General features: G+C 49.2%; 19 protein-coding genes. 18 read left to right on the top strand and 1 reads right to left on the bottom strand.

From position 1 onward, the window contains the following. Nucleotides 1-13 precede the first annotated feature (13 nt). From KJS57_RS24215 to KJS57_RS24155, 13 genes are all read left to right on the top strand, one after another. Nucleotides 14-787 (top strand): carbohydrate ABC transporter permease, encoded by a 774-nt coding sequence (locus KJS57_RS24215; RefSeq protein ID WP_244861693.1) that lies wholly within the window; start codon nt 14-16, stop codon nt 785-787. Between the two features lie 11 nt (nt 788-798). Then, a complete protein-coding gene (locus tag KJS57_RS24210) occupies nt 799-1,692 on the top strand; it encodes a carbohydrate ABC transporter permease (RefSeq protein WP_213656599.1) in 894 nt (297 codons plus the stop codon). A gap of 6 nt (nt 1,693-1,698) precedes the next feature. Further along, on the top strand, nt 1,699-1,881 hold the full coding sequence (locus tag KJS57_RS24205; RefSeq protein ID WP_211025881.1) for a DUF6903 family protein: 183 nt from the start codon (nt 1,699-1,701) through the stop codon (nt 1,879-1,881). A gap of 15 nt (nt 1,882-1,896) precedes the next feature. Next, nucleotides 1,897-4,071, top strand: coding sequence for a 1,3-beta-galactosyl-N-acetylhexosamine phosphorylase (gene gnpA, locus KJS57_RS24200; RefSeq protein ID WP_213656598.1), 2,175 nt, complete (start codon nt 1,897-1,899; stop codon nt 4,069-4,071). A 415-nt stretch (nt 4,072-4,486) separates the two neighbouring features. After that, nucleotides 4,487-6,271 carry a sensor histidine kinase gene (locus KJS57_RS24195; protein ID WP_244861692.1) on the top strand — a complete coding sequence of 595 codons (1,785 nt, stop codon included), beginning with the start codon at nt 4,487-4,489 and terminating at the stop codon, nt 6,269-6,271. Next, nucleotides 6,255-7,457, top strand: a complete 1,203-nt coding sequence (locus KJS57_RS24190) for a response regulator transcription factor (RefSeq protein ID WP_213656597.1) — start codon at nt 6,255-6,257, stop codon at nt 7,455-7,457. The genes KJS57_RS24195 and KJS57_RS24190 overlap by 17 nt, the downstream gene beginning before the upstream one ends. A 255-nt stretch (nt 7,458-7,712) precedes the next feature. Next, nucleotides 7,713-8,180 (top strand): NanQ anomerase/TabA/YiaL family protein, encoded by a 468-nt coding sequence (locus tag KJS57_RS24185; RefSeq protein WP_213656596.1) that lies wholly within the window; start codon nt 7,713-7,715, stop codon nt 8,178-8,180. Nucleotides 8,181-8,220: 40 nt separating this feature from the next. Next, nucleotides 8,221-9,627, top strand: a complete 1,407-nt coding sequence (locus tag KJS57_RS24180) for an ABC transporter substrate-binding protein (RefSeq protein WP_213656595.1) — start codon at nt 8,221-8,223, stop codon at nt 9,625-9,627. 108 nt (nt 9,628-9,735) lie between these two features. Continuing rightward, complete coding sequence (locus tag KJS57_RS24175; RefSeq protein ID WP_213656594.1) at nt 9,736-10,611, top strand: carbohydrate ABC transporter permease; 876 nt, start codon at nt 9,736-9,738, stop codon at nt 10,609-10,611. Between the two features lie 10 nt (nt 10,612-10,621). Beyond that, nucleotides 10,622-11,464 carry a carbohydrate ABC transporter permease gene (locus tag KJS57_RS24170; RefSeq protein ID WP_213656593.1) on the top strand — a complete coding sequence of 281 codons (843 nt, stop codon included), beginning with the start codon at nt 10,622-10,624 and terminating at the stop codon, nt 11,462-11,464. Between the two features lie 21 nt (nt 11,465-11,485). Further along, nucleotides 11,486-12,364 (top strand): ROK family protein, encoded by an 879-nt coding sequence (locus KJS57_RS24165; RefSeq protein ID WP_213656592.1) that lies wholly within the window; start codon nt 11,486-11,488, stop codon nt 12,362-12,364. A gap of 19 nt (nt 12,365-12,383) precedes the next feature. Further along, the gene (locus KJS57_RS24160) at nt 12,384-13,307 is read left to right on the top strand and encodes a dihydrodipicolinate synthase family protein (protein WP_213656591.1); all 924 of its coding nucleotides are present in this window, start codon (nt 12,384-12,386) and stop codon (nt 13,305-13,307) included. Nucleotides 13,308-13,322: 15 nt separating this feature from the next. After that, nucleotides 13,323-14,018 (top strand): N-acetylmannosamine-6-phosphate 2-epimerase, encoded by a 696-nt coding sequence (locus KJS57_RS24155; protein WP_213656590.1) that lies wholly within the window; start codon nt 13,323-13,325, stop codon nt 14,016-14,018. A gap of 83 nt (nt 14,019-14,101) precedes the next feature. On the opposite strand, the gene KJS57_RS24150 is transcribed toward KJS57_RS24155, so the two are convergent. Next, complete coding sequence (locus tag KJS57_RS24150; RefSeq protein WP_213656589.1) at nt 14,102-15,145, bottom strand: SIS domain-containing protein; 1,044 nt, start codon at nt 15,143-15,145, stop codon at nt 14,102-14,104. Between the two features lie 258 nt (nt 15,146-15,403). Here KJS57_RS24150 and nagA point away from each other — a divergent pair, with 258 nt between their 5' ends. The 5 genes from nagA (at nt 15,404) to KJS57_RS24125 (ending at nt 20,361) form a co-directional block, all read left to right on the top strand. Next, complete coding sequence (gene nagA / locus KJS57_RS24145) at nt 15,404-16,648, top strand: N-acetylglucosamine-6-phosphate deacetylase (RefSeq protein WP_213656588.1); 1,245 nt, start codon at nt 15,404-15,406, stop codon at nt 16,646-16,648. Further along, complete coding sequence (locus tag KJS57_RS24140; RefSeq protein ID WP_213656587.1) at nt 16,645-17,607, top strand: ROK family protein; 963 nt, start codon at nt 16,645-16,647, stop codon at nt 17,605-17,607. The genes nagA and KJS57_RS24140 overlap by 4 nt, the downstream gene beginning before the upstream one ends. Nucleotides 17,608-17,650: 43 nt before the next feature. Further along, a complete protein-coding gene (gene fba, locus KJS57_RS24135; RefSeq protein ID WP_213656586.1) occupies nt 17,651-18,517 on the top strand; it encodes a class II fructose-1,6-bisphosphate aldolase in 867 nt (288 codons plus the stop codon). Continuing rightward, nucleotides 18,487-19,443 carry a 1-phosphofructokinase gene (gene pfkB / locus KJS57_RS24130; RefSeq protein WP_213656585.1) on the top strand — a complete coding sequence of 319 codons (957 nt, stop codon included), beginning with the start codon at nt 18,487-18,489 and terminating at the stop codon, nt 19,441-19,443. The genes fba and pfkB overlap by 31 nt, the downstream gene beginning before the upstream one ends. Before the next feature lie 114 nt (nt 19,444-19,557). Continuing rightward, nucleotides 19,558-20,361 (top strand): DeoR/GlpR family DNA-binding transcription regulator, encoded by an 804-nt coding sequence (locus KJS57_RS24125; protein ID WP_211025869.1) that lies wholly within the window; start codon nt 19,558-19,560, stop codon nt 20,359-20,361. The last annotated feature ends 141 nt before the right edge of the window (nt 20,362-20,502 follow it).

Below are 20,502 nucleotides of genomic sequence, written 5' to 3'. Positions count from 1 at the left end.
TGTCATTGTACAAGTGGGCGGCTATACCGATAACAAAACCTTCGTAGGGTTTCAGAACTTCAGCAAGCTTTTTCAAAGTGAAAAGTTTTATCAGACCTTTCAGAACAGCGTTTTACTCATTGTAATCGTGACGATCGTGACGTTTGCTCTCGCACTCTTGTTTGCCTCGATGCTCACCCGTGAAAAGCTTAAAGGGCAGAACTTTTTGCGAGTTGTCTTCTATATTCCGAATATTCTGTCCGTAGTAGTTATCAGTGCGATCTTTTCTGCGATTTTCGACCCGAACAGCGGGCTTTTGAACGCATTCCTGAAATTGTTTCGCGGATTTCAAGCAGAGCCCATTTTATGGCTAGGTGATCAAAAGATCGTCATTTTCAGTCTGGCGGGCGCGATGATCTGGCAGGCGATCGGCTATTACATGGTTATGTACATGGCAAGTATGGCCAATATTCCGGAGAGCTTATATGAATCCGCAGGACTTGAAGGTGCTGGCCGGATGACGCAGTTTTTTCAGATCACCATCCCGTTAATCTGGACGAACATCCGAACCACTCTCACGTTTTTTATCATCAGTACGATCAACATGAGTTTCCTGTTCGTAATGACGATGACGAGCGGCGGTCCCGACGGAGCCACCGAGGTGTTCCTCAGCTATATGTATAAAGAAGCTTATACGAATTCCTCGTATGGTTACGGAATGGCCATCGGCGTAATTGTGTTCCTGTTCTCCTTCGCGCTGGCCGGGATTCTGAACGCAGTTACTAGACGAGAGCATTTGGAATATTAGGAGGGGATAACATGATTACAGACAACCGCTCACGGCGAGGCGTTAGCGACAAATTATATAAAGGCTTCATTTATGTTGTACTGATCGCTTTAGCCGTTATAATCCTCATTCCTGTACTCTGGGCGTTCATGGCTTCCGTCAAACAAGACAGTGAGTTTTACGGCAACCCTTGGGCCCTGCCGCTCGGAATACATCTGCAGAACTTTGCTGATGCCTGGCTGAAGGCAAAAATGGGTTCATTCATGCTCAATTCCGTATTGGTGACGGCGATCGCGCTGGGGTTATTGCTCATTGTGGCTTTGCCGGCGTCCTATGTACTTTCGCGTTTTAAATTTAGAGGGAACGCATTCTTGAATATGATGTTTATGGCGGGCCTCTTTATTAACGTCAACTATATCGTAGTTCCTATCTTTCTGATGCTGAACAACGGCGACAAGGCGCTCCGCGGCATTCTGGGTCATCCCGTTTTGCTGAACAACCTGTTTGTTCTCGCGGTCGTATATGCTGCGATGTCACTGCCCTTCACCATCTATCTTATGTCGGGATATTTCAAATCCCTGCCCAAAGAGTTCGAGGAGGCGGCTTCCGTCGACGGCGCGGGCAACTTCCGTACGATGGTGCAAATCATTATGCCGATGGCTAAACCTAGCATCGTAACCGTGATTCTGTTCAACTTCCTGTCCTACTGGAACGAATATATCATTTCCATGACGCTTCTGACCAAACCGACCTTCAAAACGTTGCCGGTCGGCTTAATGAACCTGATGGCAGCGCAAAAATCCGCTGTTCAATACGGTCAGATGTATGCAGGCTTGGTGCTCGTCATGCTTCCAACCCTGATTATATACATTCTGGTACAAAAGAAGCTTACCCAGGGAATGACGATGGGCGGGCTGAAAGGATAAGGTGCTATGATGAATGATTTTCTGAAAAATTATCTGCGCATTTTGTTGATGCTGATTGTTTTTATCGTCGGGGTCGGATTGGTTATTGTCGGGCAAAGGGACATCGGTGCTCCCGGGCTTGGGCTAATGCTGCTTGGGCTAACCATGCTGATCACTCTGCTGTGGTTATACAATCGTAAATATAAATAAAGGAGTTTTTCATCCATGAGTGCAAAAAGAGGACGTGTGACGATACCTACTGATACAGACGTCATTCCGCAAACGCTGGAGATCATGAAGCGCTGGGGCGCGGACGCTGTGCGCGACTGCGACGGTACTGAATTTCCGGCCGAGCTGCAGGATGTCGATGCTAAGGTCTATTCTACCTACTATACAACCCGGAAGGATAACGTATGGGCCAAGGCGAATCCGGATGAGATTCAACAAATGTATTTGATGACACCGATTTATACGGCGGAAGGTGAGAGTCTGTCCATTACCCTCATGAAGGGGCTTTATCCGGACATGCTCAAAGTGAACAGCCGCGACGATATTCGGCGCTGGTGGGAAGTTGTCGATCGTACGACGGGAGAGGTCGTGCCGACCGAACAATGGAGCTATGACGAGCAAACCGGCGATGTGACCATTTCAACTCATCCGTTCCATGATTACACCGTTAGTTTTTTGGCTTATATTATGTGGGATCCGGTGCATATGTACAATGCGGTTACGAATGATTGGCAGGATGTCGAGCATCAAATTACGTTTGATGTTCGTCAGCCGAAGACCCGCGAATTTACGATGCAGCGCATTCGCAAATTTATCGAGGAACATCCCTATGTGAATGTGATCCGTTATACAACCTTCTTCCACCAATTCACCCTCGTTTTCGATGAGCTCGCTCGTGAAAAATATGTGGACTGGTACGGGTATTCAGCCTCCGTCAGCCCTTATATCCTCGAACAGTTTGAGGAGGAGGCAGGTTATAAATTCAGACCTGAATTTATTATCGATCAGGGCTATTACAACAACAATTACCGGATTCCGAGCAAGGAGTTCCGCGATTTCCAAGCATTCCAGCGCCGCGAAGTGGCGAAGCTGGCGAAAGAAATGGTCGATATTACCCATGAATGCGGTAAAGAGGCCATGATGTTCCTGGGCGATCATTGGATCGGTACCGAGCCGTTCATGGAGGAATTCGCTTCGATTGGCCTGGATGCAGTTGTCGGCAGTGTGGGCAATGGTTCTACGCTGAGATTGATCAGCGACATTCCTGGCGTTAAATACACCGAAGGCCGTTTCTTGCCTTACTTCTTTCCGGATACCTTCCATGAAGGCGGGGACCCTGTAAAAGAGGCCAAAGTGAATTGGGTTACCGCCAGACGCGCGATCCTTCGCAAACCGATTGACCGGATCGGATACGGCGGATACCTGAAGCTTGCCCTGGATTTCCCGGACTTTATCGACTATGTAGAAAGCGTTACGGACGAGTTCCGCACCCTTTATGACAACGTACAGGGAACGACGCCATACTGCGTTAAGACGGTAGCCGTGCTTAACTGTTGGGGCAAAATGCGGGCCTGGGGCAACCATATGGTCCATCATGCGCTCTACTATAAGAAAAATTACAGCTACGCCGGCATTATTGAAGCACTTTCCGGGGCGCCTTTCGATGTGAAATTCATCAGCTTCGACGATATCAAAGAAGATCCTTCCGTATTAGACGGAATTGATGTCATATTAAATGTTGGGGATGCGGATACGGCCTACACGGGCGGAGAGTGGTGGCTCGATACCGATATCGTTACCGCGATTAAAGGCTTTGTTCATAAAGGCGGCGGATTTATCGGTGTTGGCGAGCCTACAGCGCATCAAGCCCAAGGACGCTTCTTCCAGCTGGCCAACGTTCTCGGCGTAGAGGAAGAACGCGGCTTTACCCTGGGATACGATAAGTATAACTGGGATGAGCATGATCATTTCATTACGGCGGACTGCAAAACGAATAGTAATGGAAGCAAGGAAATCGACTTTGGCGAAGGCAAGAAGAGTATTTTTGCTCTCGAAGGCACTAAGATTCTCCGCCAAATCGATCAGGAGGTCCAGCTTGCGGTGAACGAATTCGGCGCGGGGCGAAGCGTTTATATAAGCGGTTTGCCGTACAGCTTCGAGAACAGCCGCCTGCTGTACCGTGCGATCCTCTGGAGCGCCCACAGCGATGGGGAGCTGAACCGCTGGTTCAGCGAGAACTACAATGTGGAAGTTCACGCCTATGTGAAGAACGGCAAATACTGCGTGGTGAACAATACGTATGAGCCGCAGGAAACGGTCGTATATCGCGGCGACGGCTCCAGCTTCTCCTTGAAGCTGGAAGCGAACGAGATCAAGTGGTACGAGATTTAATTTTGATGATGACGCTTGGCAAATAGAAGAGGCTGTCCCGGAAGTCTTGCATTTGATCCCGGGACAACCTCTATTTTTGGTTGCATCGAGTTGGGCCTCATACAAGGTACACCGGATCATACACTCCATCCGAAAAATGATTTGACCCGCGCTGACCTATCCTTCGTCATATGGCGTACGTATTTTCAGGAGACTTTTCTGATCCTAGAAGCGAAACGATATTCTGTTTCCTTTTTCCAATCTCATCGTATCAGGTTTTTATCGCTTTCCAACAGATCCCTGCGCTCGCACAATATCCCCCCTTGCGTAACGTAATTGCCAGACTCTATAATTGAACTCTGATATGATATCGCTTACAGGATGGCTCGTACATTTTGCCCGCCTGCCGGCATTGAGAGTAGCGAGGTGTAACCCGATGTGGAAATGGTCCCGGTTAAAAGCCCGGATGTATTCGATCCGCAATCAGATAATTGTTTCGATCCTGTTTTTTCTGGTGATTCCCTTCTTGCTGACTTTCTACTTTATGGACAAGCCGTTGGAAAGAGTTATCGAGCAAAAGATCGGCCGTTCCACACAGGATGCCTTGTATCTGGTAAATTTCAATGTGCAGCTGTTTCTTGAGGAAATGCTTCAATCCTCCGTCAACATTACCATCCAACCCAGTATCTCAAAGCTTCTGAAGGAACCGGAAGCCTATAGTAAATACGAGAAGCTCCGATTGAATGACACCGTGCTGAACCGGTTGTTCAGCTCATATTTCTCGAATACCTACGTTACGTTATTTGATCGGCAAGGCAACTGGATCAGTACAAGCTATATGTTTGATCCGCTCCTGAAGGGTTACCTGGAGGCGGATTGGTACAAAGAAATGATGGATAAGCCGTATCAATTGAAGTGGATGTTCAATAACAAGGAATTAATGTACGCCGATCGTAATCCGTTGATTACATTAGTGAAGACGATTACCGAGCCCCAGAGCAATCAGAATAGCGGAATGATTCTATTCAGTGTCCGCGAGGAGGATATCCGCAAATATTTAACGGGACTTGAAGGGGAGACTTACCTGATTGATGCGGAAGGGACCGTAGTCTCCAGCCCGGACAAACACCAAATAGGCAGGAGTCTGAACGGAGAGGCTTACATGTCTCAAATCCGGGAGAATAACCGGGGACAGCATATTTTCGAGAAGAATGGCGAAAAGTGGATCGTAAACTATGACACGGTTCGCATCAACGGGTGGAAGATCCTGCAACTGGTTCCCTATGATACTGTGTTTAAAGAAATTTTTGAACTCCGCAAAACCAATTTGCTGATCTTCTTTGCGATCTTTATCGTCTTCTCTTTCATTACGATTTCCATCGCTTACAGCATATCGAAACCGCTTAAGCTGTTGCGCAAGAAAATGAGGGATTTAGAGGATAAGGAGTACCACTCCAATATCTCCGTCACCGGCCCCCAGGAAATTTCTTCGCTGATTGAGACCTACAACAAAATGGTGAAGAAAATCCGCAGTTTGCTGGCACGGGTAAAAGAAGAATATGAGCAGAAGGAGGATATGCGCTTTAGGGCGCTTCAGGCTCAGATTAATCCGCATTTCCTGTTGAACACGCTTAACAACATCAAATGGATGGCCTATATCCGCCACGATCGGGAGGTCGGTGATATGTTATCCAATTTGGGAGGAATTCTGGAAGGCAGCATCGGGAGAGGTGGAGTTCTGATTACTCTCCGACAGGAGCTGGATTATATTGGGAACTATATTGCGCTGATGAAGATGAGCCACCCTGAACCTTTGACCGTGAATATTGAGGTGCCGGAGGAACTGATGGATCAGGAGGTCATTAATATTATGCTTCAACCGATTATCGAAAACTGTCTGGTGCATGGACTTCAAGACATGGCGGGTAAAGGATGTATTTCGATGAAGGCGTGGCGTGATGGAGACGATTTCGTGCTCCAGGTAAGTGATAATGGCGCGGGAGTGACGCCAGAGAAGCTGGAAGAGCTTAGAAGCTGGTTGGAATCCGGTGTTGTACCCGAGCGAATCGGAATCAAGAACGTGCATGAACGAATTCGGCTTCAATATGGTGAAAGTTACGGAATAAGTCTGGAGAGTCAGCCGGGTGAAGGGACACGTGTTGAATATCGGCTGCCGATCAGAGAGATTCAGAAGGGGATTGGCCATGGCAATGAATCATAAAGTGATGCTCGTGGATGACGAATTATTGGTACGCCTGGGGATTAAATCGTTGATCGACTGGGAGAGTCATAATTTTGAATTTATCGGAGACGCCGCTGACGGATTGAAAGCGCTGGAACTGATGGAGCAAGAGGTTCCAGATATTCTGCTGACTGATATTGTCATGCCGAATATGAACGGTCTGGACTTGATCAAAGAGGTTCGGCGCCGATATCCCGACATGCTTATCATTGTGCTCAGCAGCCACAACGAATTTGAATATGTTCGCAGCGCAATGAAGCTCGGTGTCGAGGACTATTTGTTGAAGACATCGATGAAGCCCGAGGAGATGACGGCGATTCTTGTTGAAGCCGCCCGTAAGCTCAAGCGGAGCGGCGATCAGGCAAGGGCAGAATCTACCCGTAGAACGGAAGGGCAGGCAAGCAGCAAAGATGTTATAACGGAGTGCCTCCTCCATTCTCTTACGGACGAAGAGGCTTCCGTTCCCCCGGGGGTGGAGCTTCCTCCCCAATGTATGCTGTTGCTGTTTCATGTGCTTCATACGCGCGATGGTGAGAAGTCCACATCCAGCATGAAGCTGCTGGGTCATTTAATTCAAACGGAGCTGGCGGGGCTGCTGGGCAGTGAACCGGTAAGTCCCGACAACCAATGCATCGCAGCATTGCTTACCGTTCCTGAGGATCGCCAGCATGATCTGGACCGTCAGATCCGCGGACTGGTGAGTTCGGCGCATGTCTTGCTGGGCCTCTCGCTTCGTGCGGAAACGGGGGGGCCCATCATGGATTGGCGGGAGCTTTCCGGGATTTGCCGGCAAGCCCGGTCCGGAGGATTGGAGCATGGTGTACAATTGACGTCGAGGGAAGATATCAATACTCTCCTCCGCTACCTCAAAGAGAATTTGACCAAGGATATTTCGTTGAAAGAGGCGGCAGAACGAATCAATATTAGTGAGACTTACTTGAGTACCCTTTTCAAGAAGGAGACCGGGATGGGCTTCACCGACTGGATTAATTCCAAGCGAATCGAGCAGGCGGCAAGCCTGCTGAAAGAGACGAGCCTGCCCAGCTATCTGATCGCGGAGCAGGTGGGTTATGAGAACATCAATTATTTCGGGAGGATCTTCAAAAAGGTAAAAGGAGTCAGCCCGCAAAAATACCGTTCCCAGCATCAGAAGACAATAATATAAAATCGAGGAACCCTCTTGCGCAAGCGGAGGGTTTTGTTATTTCGGCCATCTGAAAATTGTGAACATCGGTGTTTAAAGAAAATGAATATTTTCTAGCACTTTGATGTAAGCGCTTTAAAAAGTTGAACATAAACACAATAAATTAGTTCCTGTTGGGACTATTCTATCGGGGCTATACTTTATTCATAAGCCTTAGAGCATTTCTGGCATCAGTTGAGAGGCTTAGATTACAGCCGTAAGGAGGAGGTCCACGGCATGATTACCGGATCGTTGTCACACTGGTCTCAGGAGCGGGCATATGCCCATCCCGTGCTGCGCAAGGCAATTGACTTTCTGTTTGAATCCGATTTTACTCTGCTTGAGGAAGGAAGACATCCCATTTGGGGTGACGACATGTTTGCTTTGATTTCAACCATCCGCACCAGGCCGGCAAGTGAACCGCCGGCAGAAAAACATGAACGCTTCCTGGATATTCATTATGTCATCGAAGGAGAAGAAACGATCGGCTGCAAGGTGAGAGATGAACAAACCCTTCCGTTTGAAAGTCATCCGGAAGACGATTATTCCTTGTATTCCGAACTGGAGGGCGAGTCAATGATTTCCCTTGCCCCCGGCCGTTACGCTGTCCTGTTTCCGGAAGACATTCACCGTCCCGGATTGACCGAAACCGAACCAGCTGAAGTTAGAAAGGTTGTCATCAAGATTAACCGGGAACTATTTTGAAGCCAGCTTCACAATAAATTATATTAGGGGGCATCAATTTATGCTTAAGAAACGCATGTTTTCCGCGGCTACCGCACTCGTACTCATTATGTCGCTGCTTGCCGGCTGCTCCGGCGGCGATCAGAAGAACACGGCGAATAACAGCGCAGGCGGAGAAGCTGACTCCGGAAAGAAAGACAAGGTAGAACTCTCCCTTTGGCTAACCCCGCAATGGAAAGGTGTGTTGGATGCTTCGGAGCCGAATGCCGACTATGACAGCTTCTTTAAAGAAGCAGCCGACAAATTCTCGAAGCAGTATGACAAATATGATGTGAAAGTCAACGTTCAGGTCATCGCCGGTGATCAGCGCGACGAAATGCTGAACGTGAACCTGAACGGCGGCACCCCGCCAGATATATTCTTTGAAAGCGTATTCGCCATGGGCGATTATGTGCACCGCGGGGCGCTTGAACCGCTGGATGATCTTGTAGATGATACAGCGAAAGCGGATATCGACCAAAAATACTGGGATAATGTAACATTCGGAGACAATGTATATTTCTATCCGTTCGCCCATAACCCGGGCACACTGGCTTACAATGCGGACATGTTCAAGGCAGCAGGCCTGGATAACTATATTGGCGATGCCAATGAAATCCAAACTTGGTCTTTGGATGAATACAACAATATTCTAAAGACTCTGAAGGAGAAGCTGCCTAAAGGTTCCTATCCGATGGGGCTGTATGCATTGAACAATCAGGGGGACACCTGGAATCTTGCTTATCTGCGGATGTTCGGCAACAAGTTTTTTGATGACGAGCGCAATATTATTCTGGATGATGAGAACGGCTTGAAAGCGGCCCAGTGGCTCAAGGATGTTTATTCCCAAGGCTACACCAACCCGGGCGCCGAATCCGTCTCCTCCAACGATGCCAATGCGATGTTCCAAAATCAGCAGTTGGCAGTCAGCTTCACCAATGCGGTCTTGTTCAACAATGCCAAGGCGGACATGGAAGCCGGAAAAGCACCGAAATTTGATATCCGTCTGGCCAATATTCCTTCGGCAAGCGGAAATCCATTGTCCTTTACCTATGTGGTCGGAGCCTGCGTATTTAAAACCGGTAATGATGTGAAGACACAGGTAGCCAAGGATTTCGTGAAATTCTTCTCCTCGGATTCCGAGCTTGTTAAATCATCCAAGAACAGTATCCCTGTGAGAAGCTCGGTCGCTGACCAATTCAAGGATCAATATCCTTTGTTCACTGCTTACGATGCAAACTCCGCCAACCTGTTCAATTTTACAGGCAATGTACCGGGCTACAGCGAGTTGAGACAAGTGCTTTATCCAGAACTGCAGGCTATATATATCGGCGAGAAAACACCGGAGCAGGCGATTAAGGATTACCAGTCCAAGGGTAATACAATCATCCAGCAAGCTAAGGAAAGCTCGATCATTTATAGCAAGTAATCAAGTGAGTTCAGATCCAAAATAGTGCAATACATTTAAAAATAATTCCGGCCCTGCTCCCCGAGACGGTGCGGCGGGGCCGTGAATTTGGAAAGGTAACGGATAACCATGAAACGGAGAAACTATCACTGGAAAGAGAATGTTACCGGGTATCTGTTCATTCTGCCTCAGTTCTTAATGTTTCTGATTTTTATCGTATACCCGATTTTTGAAGGCATACGGCTCAGTTTATATAAGGTTCAATTTAACCAGCAGACTTTCGTGGGCTTGGACAATTATGTCACCCTGTTTCATGATCCGGTCTTCTTCAAATCCATATATAACACCGTTATATTTGTCGTATTTATCGTAATTTTGACCGTCGCCTTCTCCATCTTTGTCGCATCGGCCGTCTTTGACAAGAAGCCGAGATACGTTTCCTTTATCCGCGGAAGCTACTATATTCCGGTTATGGTCTCCATGGTCGTTATGAGTATGGTATGGGGATTCCTCCTCAATCCGGCAAATGGCCTAATATCCTATGCAGCAAGAGAGATGGACTTTTCGATTGTTAATTTGCTAGGCAACAAGCATACCGTTCTTCCGGTCATTATTTTTGTAACCTTTGCAACCAACGTTGGTCAGGCGATTATCCTATATATTGCAGCCATGATCGGTGTTCCCAAAGATTTATTCGAGGCTGCCGAGGTGGACGGGGCCAGCCGGATCCGGACTATATTTCAAATTCTGATTCCGCTGGTAAAGCCCACTACGATTTACATCACCATCATCAACATTATTGCCGTACTGAAAATTTTCGTCGTGATTCAGCTGTTGACGGGCGGCGGGCCGAACAACGGTTCTGTTACCATGATGTACTATCTCTACAACAACGCTTTCAAATATAACCAGCTGGGCATTGCATCGGCGGTGGGCGTCATCATGTTTGTAATTACGATGTTGCTGTCCATTCCGCAGCTTCGGGCAATGTTTAAAGAGGAGTGAGGGATAAATCATGGCACATACAAAAGAAAAAAAACAACGCGAAAAGTACGATATTCTATCGAACAGCATTATCATCTTTTTCGCGGTGCTGAATCTTTTCCCGCTGTACTGGCTGTTTACAAGTTCGCTAAAGAACAGTTCCGATGTTATCAAAATGCCGCCGGACTGGTGGCCTAGAACCTTTACCTTCAGCAATTATACGGATGTATTCAATAGCCAGCCAGCCTTGCGTTGGACCTTAAACAGTATATATGTCGCAGGTCTCAGCACCATCCTCGTGGTCATCGCGAGTTCGATGGCGGCCTACGCCTTTTCAAAACTGAATTTCTTTGGGAAAAATGCGCTCTTTATCATCTTTATTTCCAGCTTGATGGTGCCGAAAGAAGTGATGATCGTACCTCTGTTCCGAATCACGCAGGATCTTGGCATGGTCAATACGCTCTCGGGCATGGTATGGCCGAACGTAGCGACAGCCTTTGGGGTTTTTCTGCTTAAAGGGTTCTTCGACAGCGCACCGGATGCGCTTAGGGAGGCTGCCCGTATTGACGGAGCGGGGGAAATCAGAACGTTTCTGCAAATTTTACTCCCGATCATCAAACCGGGGATTGGGGCCTTGTTCATTTTAAATTTTGTGCAGGTATGGAACGACTATCTTTGGCAACTGGTCATCGGGCAAGACAAGAACGTCAAAACCTTGATGGTCGGTATTGCGACATTGATGCAGGACCTGAATCCGAATTTTGCTTACAAGATGGCGGGAGCGACAGTGGCAGCAATTCCGATGCTGCTGATCTTCCTCTTGTTCCAGCAGTACTTCACAAGAGGCATTGCGATCGGAGCTGTCAAGGAATAAGAATTCAAGGTGGTTGAAGCCATGGAACATGTTATCGCTGTGGATGTGGGCGGGACGGAGATTAAGGCCGCTGTATTCAATGCAAATGAGGAAATTATGGTTCACCGGAAGATCATGACGCCAAGCGGCGATGCCAGCAAAGTCATACCGGAAGCGGTATCCGGAATCGTCAGGGACTTTATGTTCCGGTATAGCTCGATTCGCGGCATCGGAATCAGTACAGCCGGTGTAGTGGATACGGTCAGCGGTGAAATTCTGTTTGCCGGCGGCACCATGCCATCCTATAGAGGAACGAACCTCAAGAAGGAGCTGGAGAGGGATTACGGTTTTCCTGTTGCTGTGGCCAATGATGTCAATGCCGCGGCCCGTGGGGAGTGGTGGAAGGGAGCCGCCCGCGGGAACGACCACTTCGTGTGCATGACACTCGGCACAGGAATCGGGGGCTGCCAGTTCAGCGGCGGCGAGCCGGTATCCGGCGGCCATTACCGTGCAGGGGAGATCGGGCATATGCTCTATGATCCCCGCACGGGAACTACTTATGAGCAGCGGGCTTCCATGTCAGCCTTGATGAGTCGGGCAACGGAGGAAATATCAGGATTCCAAGGCGATGGTTATGAACTGTTTGAGCGTGCCCGCCAGGGAGACCGTGGTTGTCTTCAATTGCTGGCAAGCTGGACAGAGGAGATCGCTAGAGGCGTAGCGGACCTCATCCTGTTCGCCGATCCTTCTCTGATTGTCATTGGCGGCGGTGTATCCGAACAAAAGGAGTTTCTGCTGGACCGAATCCAATCGCATCTGGATATTTATTTACCTGCAGGATTCTCGCAAACCAAACTGGTATCGGCCGGACTGGGCAATAAGGCGGCCTTGTACGGCGCGGTCTATCCATACTATAAATAAGAGACGGAGAGTGTTGACCATGCATACAGACATCGTATCCAAATACAAAGGAATTTATATTGCCATGTATTCGGCTTATGACGAAGCGGGGAATGTGGATAAGGAGCGGGTAAAACAGCTGGCCCGGTATTATACAGGCAAAGGCGTGAAGGGCCTCTATGTCGGCGGAAGCTCAGGCGAAGGTATCCTGCAAAATGAAGAAGAGCGCAAACAGGTGCTTGAAGCCGTTATGGAAGAAGTCCGGGGCGAGTTGACCATTATCGTTCATGTCGGTGCCAATTCGACCCGGGAAAGCGTGGAGCTGGCAAAGCATGCCGAGAGCCACGGTGCTGATATTATCTCAGCGGTTCCATCCATTTACTACCGGTTACCGGAGGCCGCGGTGGAAACCCATTGGCAGCATATGATCGACAGCACCAACCTACCTTTCATCATCTATAATATTCCGCAAACAACGGGCTTCACGTTGAGTACGAAGCTGCTGGCCAAACTGGCTGCACAAGATAAGGTAATCGGGGTAAAAATGTCCGGGGAGAGCACCTTCGAACTCCAACAATACAAAGAGACCGGCGGAGAAGAGTTCCTTGTATTTAACGGGCCGGACGAGCAATTTCTGGCCGGCCGCATCATGGGTGCCGACGGAGGCATTGGAGGTACTTATGGTGTCATGCCGGAATTGTTTGTTAAGTTGGACTATCTCTTTCAAGAGAATAAAATTGAAGAAGCCCGGATGCTGCAGATCAAAATCAATGGAATCATCAAGAAACTGCTCAGTTATCCTTCCCTATATGGAGCTTGCAAGCATATCCTGAGTCTGCGCGGAATAGAGACGGGCAATCCGCGGCTTCCAATGCTGCCGGCTTCTGCGGAACACCATGATTCGCTTGCACAGTTGAACCGGGAAATTGAAGAAACCGTTGCCTTGTATACTGCCAAAGCATAGAGGAGGGGGACAAAGATGATCGAACAAATAAAAGGCGGTCTCGTAGTTTCCTGTCAAGCACTGGAGCATGAACCGCTTCATAGTCCGCAGATCATGTCCAAGATGGCTTTGGCCGCCTGGCAAGGCGGCGCTGTCGGCATTCGGGCCAACAGCAAGACAGATATTATCGCCATCCGGAACGAAGTAGACCTCCCCGTCATTGGGATTGTAAAGAGGGATTATCCGGACAGCGAAGTGTTCATTACAGCCACGAAACAGGAAATAAGCGAACTGCTGGAGAGTGGATGCGATATGATTGCCATGGACGGGACGGAGAGAAATCGCCCGAACGGAGAAACGCTAGCCGATCTGGTAGCCTTCGCCCGGTCCCAAAAGCCTGAGATTGAATTAATGGCGGACATTTCCACTGTCGGAGAAGCCATCATGGCACAGAAACTTGGTTTTGATTGCATCTCAACTACCTTACACGGATACACGCCGTATACATCTGAATCGAAGTTGTATGACAATGATTTCGAGTTTCTTAAAGCAGTGCTCCTGGCAACAGAGCTTCCCGTCATCGCGGAAGGAAATGTGATAACTCCGGAATTGTATGCCCGCTGTCTGGAACTGGGAGCGTATGCAGCCGTGGTAGGCGGAGCAATTACAAGACCTAAGGAAATCACCGTCCGTTTCGTGAATGCCGCGGCTGGACGGCTACAGCAGTTATAAGAACAGTTAGATGCGAAATCATAAATGATCAGCAAAGAACCTTCAGGCGAATCGCCTGAAGGTTCTTTCTATTGGAAATGGCTCTACAATTTGACCCAAGCAACCAGACCGTCCGGTTGATCGGGGTTAATACCTTGGCGATCGGCGCTTGTCAAAGCGACGATTTGCGGGATGAAGATAAATGGAATACCTTGTACGGCTACATCCAGTTTGTTGTCCGAGATGACAGCCAAATCCACATGCTCTGCCGCTATGGCCTCGGCATGATCCGCGAACGCGATGATCGTTGCGCCTCTGCCTTTGATATCACGCATCAGGTTGCGCTGGTGCTCTGTGCCATTGCCGGTGATCGCGGCAATTACAAGGGTGTCGGGACCAACAGTGACCATCGGACCATGACGGACATCCAGGAGATGGTAGGAGTGTGCTTGTACTTTCGCAATTTCGGTCAAAGCGATTGCTCCCTCGGAAGCGAGGCCTTGAAGTTCGCCGTCTGCGAGCACCACGGCATTGCTCCATGCGAAATCGGCTGCTTTACGGATATCACTTTCTACACGTGTCATATAGGCTTCGCCTTGATGGATGGCTTTCTGGATATCCGCGATAACGACTTCGTCGTTGCCGAGGAAGGCGGCCAACATGAGATTGGCTACATAAAGATTGGTAACGGTACGGGTCTGGCAGACGCTATGGTCGAATGCCCAAGGCAATTCCAGCGATAGATCCGCCTTCTTCGATAGCGGAGAATCCGTTACGCAGGAAAGGGCCAGTACAGGGACAGGCTTATCATTTTGAAGCAATCGAAGTGCTTCGACTACTTCACTGGTGCTGCCGGAACGCGACGGGGCTACCAACAAGGTGTTCTTTAATAAGGAACTATAACGTTCAGGGTTCAGCATGAGATCGCCACCGGCTAGTGCGCTTGCCGGAAGTCCTGCACGCAGACGAGTAGAGAACGCGGCGGATTCGCTTAAGCAGTAGCTGGATCCGCAGCCAACAAAGGTAATGGAAGTAATCGATTCCGATTGTGCAAAGGCAACAATTTCTTGTCTTTTAGACAGCATGTAGTCATAGGTTTGCTGTAGAGCCGTGTATTGTTGCTTGATTTCGCTATAAGTCAAGCTCATGGATAATAGCCTCCTAACGATGGTTGTGTAACTAATGTGAGTGTAAAACAATCAGAGTGTAATTTCAATCATAAAAAGAAAATTATAATCAAAATGTGATTATTTCAGTCAATATTGCACTTGTTATAGACAAGTTTGATTGTTTTTTTATCAAATTGATCAATTTATGATTGAAAATAACAACAAACAGGATTATTATAATCATGAAATGAAGCAAAACATCAGACTGATTTCGCCGCATATAAGGGGGAAATGTTGATGAAGCATACATTAACTGTAATTTTTAACGCCCGTATTCTCACGCCGGATGGTTGGATTGAGAATGGCAGCCTACTCATCAACGATGGCAAGATTGCTCAAATTGCTGATTCTGAAATCCATGCAGAGGATGAGGGCAAAGAAATTCGACGTGTGGACGCCGGCGGGGGGCTATTGCTGCCGGGATTTATCGATATTCACGTCCATGGCGGCGGCGGGTACGATGCCATGCTGGGAAGCGCAGAACATATTCAGGGGATGTGCAGGTTTCACGCATCTAATGGCACAACTTCATTGCTGGCAACGACGCTTACTGCGACGCATGAAGAAATCATTACGGCTCTGGAATGTGCAGGGCAACTTATTAAGACGGGACATGAACCTGATGGAGCTAACTTGTTAGGGGTCCATTTGGAAGGTCCGTTTCTGAATGCAGCCAGATGCGGGGCACAAAACCCGGCGGATCTTCGTGATCCATCGATTGAAGAATTTGATGCCTTCTGGGAAGCTTCGCAAGGAACCATCAAGCTGATGACGATTGCGCCCGAATTGAGCCATGCGGAAGAAGTCATCCGTTATGCCGTAAGCAAAGGAGTCGTTATTTCCTTGGGCCATACCGATGCGGATTTCGCAACGATGAGGCGGGCGACGGAGTGGGGCGCAACGCAAGTTACGCATCTGTTCAACGGGATGAGATCTTTGCATCACAGGGAACCCGGGGCGGCTGGGGGGGCACTGATGCTGGATCAATTAGCGGTCGAGCTGATTTGTGACGGTATTCACGTGCACCCTGGCTTGATCAAATGGGCCTTCGACATCAAGCCGGAGGGCAAGGTACTTCTGATCACGGACAGTATGTGCGCGGCTGGATGCCCTGACGGGGAATATTTGCTTGGCAAGCTGCCGGTCATTATGAAGCAAGGCAAGGTGTATTTGAAACAGGAGGACGGAACAGAAGGCGGTCTGGCAGGCAGCTCGCTTACGATGATCGAGGCTTTGGCTAACGCCGTTAAGTTTACGGGGATGGACATTGCGGAGCTTGTTCCCGCCCTAACGATTCATCCCGCTGAGCAAATCGGCGTAAGCCATTCCAAGGGAACCATCGAGCCGGGCAAGGATGCAGATCTGATTATCGTGAACGAGCAATTTCAAGTGTGCCAAACTTTTGTGCTGGGCAATAGGGTCTACGCCAGTGAGGGCCTATGCCTTGATGATTTGGACAGGGAGAGGAGGGACCTCACATGAAGTATGCAGTCGGTGTGGATGTAGGCGGTACTAACATTGAGTGCGGCATATTGGATGAAATCGGCAACATCCTGGTTAAGCGAAAATTTCCGACCCGCTCTGAACAAGGTGTGGACGCTATTTTAGAGAGTATCGCTTTGACGATTGAACAGCTTAGAGAAGATGCAGGAATCCCTGCAGACGAGATCGAGGTCATCGGGTTAGGAATTCCGGGACTTGTTGATCCCGAGGCAGGCGTTAGTCTTCGGGCCGTGAATCTGAACTGGAATCAAATTCCTGTGGCGGCCAAACTCAGGGGGCTTACCGGTAAACCGGTCTTTATTGATAATGATGTACGCCTGTATATATACGGAGAGGCGGCTGCAGGCGCTGGCCGCGGCTACGATTACGTATACGGAATAACCATCGGTACAGGACTGGCTGCCGCGTTTGTACAACGTGGGGAGATACACCGCGGACACCGCTTCATGGCGGGGGAGATCGGACATGTACCGGTCAATCCAACGGGCTTTGCCTGCGGCTGCGGAAGAACCGGCTGTCTCGAAACGATCGTATCGGCTACAGGGATTGCCAAGCAAGCTCGGACGCGGATCGAACAAGGCGAGACCAGCCTGCTTCAAGAGTGGTTTGCTGACGTTAAGGACATTCGCTCAAGCGATGTTTCGCGTGCATGTCTGGCAGGTGACGCTTTATCGCGGGATGTACTCGAACAGACGGGACGGGAGCTCGGCCGGGCACTCGCGTGGGTCGTACCGACACTCTCACCCGACGTGATCGTGATCGGTGGCGGCGGTGCTTTAGCTGGCGAACTCCTTTTTGAACCGATGAAGGATGAATTAAATAACCTGCTGCTTCAGGATTATCGCAATCATTTTGCCATCAAGAGTGCAGAGCTTGGCGACCATGCCGGCATTATCGGAAGCGCGCTTTGGGCGCTGCAATGCAATAAACAAGCCTAATCCATTACACATAGCTGATACAAAAATTGAGGAGGAACTTATTATGTCTCTTATTTCTTCTACTGAAATGCTGCAAATTGCCCGTAAAAACAAATACGCTGTAGGTGCGTTCAACGTTCATACCTTGGAAATGCTCCAAGCGGTAGTGGAAGCGGCTGTCGAAACGGAGTCCCCGCTCATCATTCAATCCACGGTTGGAACCGTCAAACACTTAGGTCCGGATTACATTGCGGAAGCAGCCAAGGTCGCTGCAGATCGTACCGGACTGCCGATCGCCCTGCATTTGGATCATTGTACGGATTTTTCGACAATTGTTCAGTGTATCCGTGCGGGTTATACCTCCGTCATGATCGATGCTTCCATGTTTGCGTTTGAAGAGAATGTGGAGCGGACGCTTAAAGTAATGGAAATCGCTCTCGCCGCTGGTGTAAACGTCGAAGCGGAGCTCGGTAAAGTCGGCGGCGTTGAGGATGATATCGTTGTAGCCGACCACGAAGCAATGCTTGCCGACCCGGAAGATTGCAGACGGTTTGTAGAGCTTACGGGTGTGCCTACACTGGCGCCGGCAATCGGTACGGCTCACGGGATTTATAAAGGGGAGCCAAACATTGACTTTGACCGTATCGCAAAAATCGCGGAGACCGTTGATGTTCCGCTGGTACTGCACGGCGGTTCAGGAATTCCGGCTGAGCAGGTGAAGAGAGCGGTATCTCTGGGGATGGCTAAAATGAACGTCGCTACAGAACTGCGCATTGCGTTCTCTAATGCGATTAAAGATGTATTTGCTGTCAATGTGGAAGAGAATGACCCTCGTAAATATATGGTTCCTGCTAAGGAAGCCGTGAAGCGTCTGGCGATGGAAAAAATGGAGCTTTGCGGATGTATCGGGAAAGCCGGCGATCTTCGATGATTACAACGGTTACGCTTAATGCGGCAATAGATAAAACCTACTATGTAAATCAGTTTGAGCTAGGCGGCGTGCAGCGCGTCGCCCGGCAAATTGCCGAACCGGGCGGTAAAGGCAACAATGTGGCCAAAGTGATCAAGTTACTCGGCGGCGATGTTACGGCAAGTGGATTTGTCGCCGGCAGTAGCGGTTCTTTTATTGAGAGTAGCCTGATCAACCGGGGCATTCAAACTTCCTTTGTACGTGTTGGCGGAGAATCGCGCGTTTGCCTGAACATCATTGACGAGTCCAAGGGAACCTCGACAGAGTTACTTGAGCAGGGACCCGTCATTGATGACCATCAAATCGCTGAGATGAAACAGACGATACACAGGCTTGCCCTGGAATGTAGTGTTGTCGTGCTGTCCGGCAGCTTGCCTCCAGGTGCGCCTGCTAATCTTTATGCGGATCTGATCGGGATCATCAAGTCGACTAAGGCGCGGGTATTCCTGGATACTAGCGGCGCTGCGCTGAGCAGCGGACTTCAAGCCCGGCCACATTTTGTGAAGCCGAATGAACATGAGCTAGCCGGGTGGCTGGGACAAGACCGACTTATCGAATCTGAGTGGGCTGGTGCGGCACAGAAGCTGGCGGATGAGGGGATCGGGCAAGTGTGTGTCACCCTTGGTGACCGGGGAGCTATTGCATTCATCGATGGACAAGGGTACCGTGTCATTCCTCCAACCATTCGTGCCGTAAATACGGTAGGCTGCGGAGATTCATTTGTTGCAGGTATGGCTTTTGCAGAAGAACGCGGAGATGCGCCTGCCGAGAAGCTACGCATTGCTTCCGCGGCGGCGGCAGCCAATGCGATGTCTGACAAAGCAGGCCATATTGATTATCAGCTTTTTCAAGATTACGTGAAGCAAGTGCAGGTAACAGCTCTATAATCCTTATGGTTCGCTCGTAATTTTGCCATCGAATTGGCCTACTTGCAATTTAGTCCTTCATCCTACAAAATTAGGATTAGTATGGATGACGCAATGTCATCAAAGGAGAGAGTCATGGAATACTCAAAGAGTGAGTTGCGCAGGTCCAAACTTCTGGAACTCATTAAATTGCACGGGAAAATATCGATTCAGGAAATTATCGAGAACATTGGGTGCTCGGAAGCTACCGCACGACGTGATCTTGATTTATTGGAGAAATCGGGGCAAATCATTCGTACGATCGGGGGCGCCATTTATGAAGGGTCGCTCATGCAGTCGACATCGGAATTGCCCTTTGCGGATAAACGCTTTTTTCAGCGGCAAGGTAAAGAACGGATCGCTGAGGTGGCGGCGGAACTGGTGGAAGAGGGAGACATCGTTTGTCTTACCGGTGGTACGACCACCTTTTTTATCGCCAGAGCCTTGAAGAAGCACCGGAACATCACGATTGTCACCAACGCGGTGAACATCGCTTCCGAGCTGGCAGATGCCGATGGGGTTCAAGTCGTTGTCATTGGCGGCGTCATGCGTGCCAAGAGTTACGAGCTTAGCGGCCCGCTTGCGGAAAGTGTCATTGAGAAGATTAACGTAACGAAAATGTTCCTTGGCGTAGACGGAGTCTCTCAAGCGCATGGATTTACGATGCATTCCGAGCTGGAGGCCCGCATTGCCCAGCTTCTGATCGGACGTTCAAGCGAAGTGTATGCCGTATTCGACCAAAGCAAGCTTGAGAAGAGCGCGCTCTTCACGATTATTCCATTGCAGCGGGCAACGGGGATTATTACAAACAAGCAGCCGGAAGGCTGGTTTGAAGAAGCATGCAAAGATCAGCAGATTGCGATCTATACAGCGGTTGAAGATGTTGTCCATCAAGCTTAGCTCGCCGTTTGCGCAACTATATAATAAGAGGGGCCCCGTCCTGACGGAGCCCTTTTGTTTTTGCTGGGACGAAGCTATTCGTGTGAACTATTTTATGACTTTCAATCGTGGTCTGGGATGTCAAAGGGCGGTCCTCTTTTT

Origin of the sequence: Paenibacillus vini (genome assembly GCF_018403325.1) — a bacterium.
GTDB classification, from domain to species: domain Bacteria; phylum Bacillota; class Bacilli; order Paenibacillales; family Paenibacillaceae; genus Fontibacillus; species Fontibacillus vini.
This window is presented reverse-complemented; position numbering and strand designations above follow the sequence as displayed.

Coding starts and splice junctions, on each gene's coding strand:
- KJS57_RS24210 (WP_213656599.1), top strand. CDS start 799: ATGATTACAGACAACCGCTCACGGCGAGGCGTTAGCGACAAATTATAT.
- KJS57_RS24205 (WP_211025881.1), top strand. CDS start 1,699: ATGATGAATGATTTTCTGAAAAATTATCTGCGCATTTTGTTGATGCTG.
- gnpA (WP_213656598.1), top strand. CDS start 1,897: ATGAGTGCAAAAAGAGGACGTGTGACGATACCTACTGATACAGACGTC.
- KJS57_RS24195 (WP_244861692.1), top strand. CDS start 4,487: ATGTGGAAATGGTCCCGGTTAAAAGCCCGGATGTATTCGATCCGCAAT.
- KJS57_RS24190 (WP_213656597.1), top strand. CDS start 6,255: ATGGCAATGAATCATAAAGTGATGCTCGTGGATGACGAATTATTGGTA.
- KJS57_RS24185 (WP_213656596.1), top strand. CDS start 7,713: ATGATTACCGGATCGTTGTCACACTGGTCTCAGGAGCGGGCATATGCC.
- KJS57_RS24180 (WP_213656595.1), top strand. CDS start 8,221: ATGCTTAAGAAACGCATGTTTTCCGCGGCTACCGCACTCGTACTCATT.
- KJS57_RS24175 (WP_213656594.1), top strand. CDS start 9,736: ATGAAACGGAGAAACTATCACTGGAAAGAGAATGTTACCGGGTATCTG.
- KJS57_RS24170 (WP_213656593.1), top strand. CDS start 10,622: ATGGCACATACAAAAGAAAAAAAACAACGCGAAAAGTACGATATTCTA.
- KJS57_RS24165 (WP_213656592.1), top strand. CDS start 11,486: ATGGAACATGTTATCGCTGTGGATGTGGGCGGGACGGAGATTAAGGCC.
- KJS57_RS24160 (WP_213656591.1), top strand. CDS start 12,384: ATGCATACAGACATCGTATCCAAATACAAAGGAATTTATATTGCCATG.
- KJS57_RS24155 (WP_213656590.1), top strand. CDS start 13,323: ATGATCGAACAAATAAAAGGCGGTCTCGTAGTTTCCTGTCAAGCACTG.
- KJS57_RS24150 (WP_213656589.1), bottom strand. CDS start 15,145: ATGAGCTTGACTTATAGCGAAATCAAGCAACAATACACGGCTCTACAG.
- nagA (WP_213656588.1), top strand. CDS start 15,404: ATGAAGCATACATTAACTGTAATTTTTAACGCCCGTATTCTCACGCCG.
- KJS57_RS24140 (WP_213656587.1), top strand. CDS start 16,645: ATGAAGTATGCAGTCGGTGTGGATGTAGGCGGTACTAACATTGAGTGC.
- fba (WP_213656586.1), top strand. CDS start 17,651: ATGTCTCTTATTTCTTCTACTGAAATGCTGCAAATTGCCCGTAAAAAC.
- pfkB (WP_213656585.1), top strand. CDS start 18,487: ATGTATCGGGAAAGCCGGCGATCTTCGATGATTACAACGGTTACGCTT.
- KJS57_RS24125 (WP_211025869.1), top strand. CDS start 19,558: ATGGAATACTCAAAGAGTGAGTTGCGCAGGTCCAAACTTCTGGAACTC.